The sequence below is a fragment of the Haematobacter missouriensis genome, from assembly GCF_000740775.1.
Lineage (GTDB): Bacteria > Pseudomonadota > Alphaproteobacteria > Rhodobacterales > Rhodobacteraceae > Haematobacter > Haematobacter missouriensis.
In genome coordinates this window covers 1-403 of record NZ_JFGS01000124.1, presented here as the reverse complement: position 1 = coordinate 403, position 403 = coordinate 1, and the positions used below count along the sequence as shown (strand labels likewise).

Below are 403 nucleotides of genomic sequence, written 5' to 3'. Positions count from 1 at the left end.
TCGATCCGGTTGATGAACTCTGGCCGGAAATGACCGCGCAACACCTCCATCAGTTCGGATTTCTGCTTGGCCTCGTCGAACTCACTGCTGCCGCGTTTCGTGAGGTTGCGCTGGATGATGTCCGAACCGAGGTTCGAGGTGGCGATGATGATGGTGTTAGTGAAGTCCACCACGCGGCCCTTGCCATCTGTCAGGCGGCCATCGTCGAACACCTGAAGCAGGATGTTGTAGACATCGGGATGCGCCTTTTCGATCTCGTCGAGGAGCACGACCGAGTAGGGCCGACGGCGCACCTTCTCCGTCAGCTGCCCGCCTTCGTCGTATCCGACGTAGCCCGGAGGTGCGCCAACCAACCGGGCAACCGAGTGGCGCTCGCCATACTCCGACATGTCGATACGGATCA

The 403-nt window shown here is 60.0% G+C and carries 1 protein-coding gene; it reads right to left on the bottom strand.

Going from position 1 to position 403, the window contains the following annotated elements; translation table 11 throughout:
* Positions 1 to 403: AAA family ATPase (locus CG51_RS18935; protein ID WP_035747728.1), on the bottom strand; the 403-nt coding region annotated here is incomplete at both ends.